Origin of the sequence: Paeniroseomonas aquatica (assembly GCF_030409335.1) — a bacterium.
In the GTDB taxonomy this organism is placed as follows: Bacteria; Pseudomonadota; Alphaproteobacteria; order Acetobacterales; family Acetobacteraceae; genus Belnapia; species Belnapia aquatica.
Window position 1 is genome coordinate 1 of record NZ_JAUFPN010000151.1, and the last position, 3,688, is coordinate 3,688.

At 64.1% G+C, this 3,688-nt stretch carries 4 protein-coding genes; all 4 read left to right on the forward strand.

All coding sequences use genetic code 11. The annotated features are described in order from the left end of the window. Positions 1-274 precede the first annotated feature (274 nt). A complete protein-coding gene (locus tag QWZ14_RS14950; RefSeq protein WP_290317520.1) occupies positions 275-919 on the forward strand; it encodes an ArsR/SmtB family transcription factor in 645 nt (214 codons plus the stop codon). After that, positions 916-2,712 carry a protein-disulfide reductase DsbD family protein gene (locus tag QWZ14_RS14955; protein ID WP_456307246.1) on the forward strand — a complete coding sequence of 599 codons (1,797 nt, stop codon included), beginning with the start codon at positions 916-918 and terminating at the stop codon, positions 2,710-2,712. The genes QWZ14_RS14950 and QWZ14_RS14955 overlap by 4 nt, the downstream gene beginning before the upstream one ends. Continuing rightward, the gene (locus tag QWZ14_RS14960; RefSeq protein WP_290317522.1) at positions 2,594-2,962 is read left to right on the forward strand and encodes a thioredoxin family protein; all 369 of its coding nucleotides are present in this window, start codon (positions 2,594-2,596) and stop codon (positions 2,960-2,962) included. Before QWZ14_RS14955 ends, QWZ14_RS14960 begins: the two co-directional genes overlap by 119 nt. A gap of 93 nt (positions 2,963-3,055) precedes the next feature. After that, positions 3,056-3,688: DsbA family protein (locus tag QWZ14_RS14965; protein ID WP_290317523.1), on the forward strand; the 633-nt coding region annotated here is incomplete at its 3' end.

Here is a 3,688-nt window from a genome sequence, read left to right on the forward strand (position 1 = left end):
CAGCCATCATCTCAAGGCGGGAAACAGCTGACGGTTACGTACGCCAAGTGAGGCACTGCTGATCTAGCCTTACATCTGAAGGCGTCACGAACTTCAGCCTTTATGGTGGGGCCGGTCGCGTCCGCGCGCTGCGCTCTTGGCCTCCCAGCTCCGAATGCGCAATCCCATTGCGAAGCGCCAATCTCCTTGACTTCTTGATGTTCATAACGTTCAATCATTTTGCTGAATGTTTGAAAGCTAATCCATTATGCCGAGAAGTGGACCAAAGCAGGAGGTGTTTGCCTCCCTTGCCGAGATCGCGCAGGCATTAGGTCATGTGCATCGCCTGGAACTGCTCGAGCACCTGGGTCAGGGCGAGCGCAGTGTGGAGGACCTTGCCTCCCGTTCGGACCTGAGCGTTGCCAACACCTCCCGGCACCTGCAGATCCTGCGGCGTGCGCGATTGGTGGAGCCTCGGCGGGACGGCAAGCATACGTTCTACAGCCTGGCGGGCGGCCCAGAGGTAATCCGGCTGCTCCGCGCGCTCGGCTATGTCGGCGAGCGCAACGCTGCCGAAGTCAAGCTGGTGATGGCTGCCTACTTCCGCGCCCGCGACGGGATGGAGCCGGTGTCCCGCGATGACCTCGCTGCGAGACTGCGTGACGGGCTGGTGACCTTGCTCGACGTGCGTCCGGAGAATGAGTTTGACCTTGGACACTTGCCGGGCGCGCTCAGCGTCCCTCTGCCAACACTAGAGCGGCGCCTGGCCGATTTGCCGCAAGCCAGGGACATAGTTGCTTACTGCCGCGGACCCTACTGCGTGCTCGCTTTTGAAGCCGTGGCAACGCTGCGGGCTCACGGCTTCAACGCGCGACGCTTGGTGGACGGTTTTCCCGAATGGAGCGCTGAGGGACTTCCAGTTGAGCGATTTACAGCATGAGCCGCCCGCGCTTGCTACTGCTGGTCACAGTTCTCGCCTTGGCTGTGCTGCCAATCGTGTCCCTCAAGGCCGCCACCGGCCAATGGGTGTCCGAGCCTGGGGTGCATGTTCGTCTGATCGCCGTGACGGACACCGTCGGACAAAGCAATGACCTTCGCGCTGGAGTGCAGGTCTCCCTGGAATACGGCTGGGACACATACTGGCGGTCACCAGGCGATGCCGGAGCGGCTCCGACCGTGGACTGGTCCGGCTCGACGAATGTCGCCTCGGTAGACTGGCGCTGGCCCGCACCGAGACGCCTGACACTCGTCGGGATTGAGAGCTTCGGCTACCTCGATGATGTTGTCTTCCCGCTCACCGTTCACCCCATCCGTCCGGGGGAGCCAGTGACGCTGCGGGCCAGTCTCGACATCCTTGTTTGCAGCACCCTCTGCGTCCCAAGGCACCTGGATGTGTCACTGGACCTGCCTGCGGGTGCTGGTGCGGCTGACCCGCAGACGGCGAACCTGATCGCCCGCTACGAGGCGCAGGTTCCCAATGACGCTAGCCGATCTGGCCTTGCCGTCGAGGCTGTCGGAGCCATTCAGGACAACCCGGCCGGCCTCCAGGTCCGGATCACCTCCCAGGAGCCCTTGTCTCCACAGACCGATGTGATCGTGGAGAGCCCGCGGTGGAGCTTTGGGCCACCTGCGCTCTCCATCGCGCCCGATGGCAGGACGGCTATGGCCAGGTTGCCGGTCACCGGTGGGCCGGATGTCATCGCCCTCCCGGGCGACAGTGTCATTGTGACTTTGGTAGATGGGATGCGCGCGTCGGAAACCGCAATCCTTGTCGGTGCCGCAGCGGTTGAGAGCATGGACTGGCTCCGCAGCCTTGTACCATTCATCGGGGTGGCCCTGCTTGGCGGGCTAGTTCTGAACCTGATGCCCTGCGTGCTGCCGGTGCTCGGCCTCAAGCTGATGGCCGTCCTACGCCACCAGGGCGCGGAGCGTCAGCGCATCAGGCTTGGTTTCCTGGCTACTGCGGCGGGCATCATCGCGTCGATGCTGACCTTCGCGGCGGTCCTCGCCGGGCTCAAGGCGACAGGACTGTCCGTGGGATGGGGCATGCAGTTCCAGCAACCAGCCTTCCTGGTGTTGACGGCGGGTGCCCTGATTGTCTTCGCGGTCAACCTCATGGGTCTGTGGGAGGTGGCGCTCCCCCCTCGGCTGGCGACATTCTTTGGGACCGCGGGCGGAAAGGGTCTCGGCGGCGATTTCCTCGCAGGTGCCTTCACGACGGCACTGGCGACACCATGCTCGGCGCCTTTCGTGGGGACCGCAGTCGCCTTTGCCCTGGCGCGTGGCCCAGCCGAGACTCTTGCCATCTTTGCCGCCCTCGGTGTTGGCCTGGCCGCACCTCATGTGCTCGTTGCCGCATTTCCCGGACTGGTGCGGTTGCTGCCGCGGCCTGGGCGGTGGATGAACCGCGTCCGGCAGGTGTTGGCCATGGCACTGTTGGGCACGGCGACTTGGCTTCTAGCCGTGTTGTCCGNTCGCCGCATCTCTTGGCTTGCTGGCCGTAACCCCGGCGCTGCGGAACCGCCTGGGCGCCCCCGCCGCACTGGCACTGGCTCTTGCGGCCCTAAGCGGAGCAGTCGCGGCACCCACGATATTCCGGCGGCAGGCGGCCACAGTGGCGTCCTCCTTTTGGGAACCGTTCGACGAGGCGGCCATCAAGCGGCTTGTAGCCGAGGGAAAGACGGTCTTCGTAGATGTCACCGCCGAGTGGTGTGCCAACTGCAAGGTCAATGAGGCGCTCGTTCTTGACCGCCCTGAGACGGCTGCGGCGCTGCAAGAGCCGCACATCGTCGCCATGCGGGCAGACTGGACTAGGCCGGACCAGCGTATCTCCGACTACTTGGCAAAGAACGACCGCTTCGGGATCCCCTTCAACGCGGTCTACGGCCCCGGTGCACCACGCGGCATTCCCTTGTCCGAGGTGCTGACCAGGGAGGCGGTTCTTGGGGCGCTCCAGCAAGCGAGTACGACGGCGCCGAGGTAAGCCGCGATTGAAGGACACGTAGCCCAGCAATCTGGTCGGCAGGTAGGTGCGCGGCTTAGCCGATTATCTCCAACAGGAATGAGGACGGAAGTGATGGGACAGCGTTTCATGCGGCGCCGAGCGGCACTGCTTGGTGGCTTGGGCGCGGTCGCTGCGATGGGCGTGGCTGGCAGCCAGTGGCTTGCCCATGCCCAGGGTAGTCCGCGCGCCGGAACACAGGTCAACCCCAACACCATATTCCGTGATCCTGGCGACCCGGTGCTGGGAAACCCCAATGGATCACTGACGATCGCAGAGTTCTTTGACTATCGTTGCCCCTTCTGCGTCCGCATGCATCCGCTGCTCAACCGGCTGTTGCAGGAGGACCGTGACATCCGATTGGTCATCAAGGAATGGCCGGTCTTTGGCGGAGCGTCGGTAACCGCTGCGAAAGTCGCACTTGCGGCCAACTGGCAGGGCAGGTTCGTGCCGGTGCACGAAGCGCTGTTTGAGCACGGTCGCGCGCTTGATGAGGCTAAGGTACGTGCTGCCGCGGAAAAGGCCGGGATGGACATGGCCAGGCTGGACTCCGACCTGTCGGGACGAGCCACCGATCTACAGGCCAGCCTCGGGCGGGTATCGATGCAGGCGAATGCTCTCGGTCTGCAGGGCACCCCCGCTTATGTCGTCGGGCCGTATCTGGTGCCAGGGGCGATGACCTACGACACCTTGCTCCAGGTCGTGGCG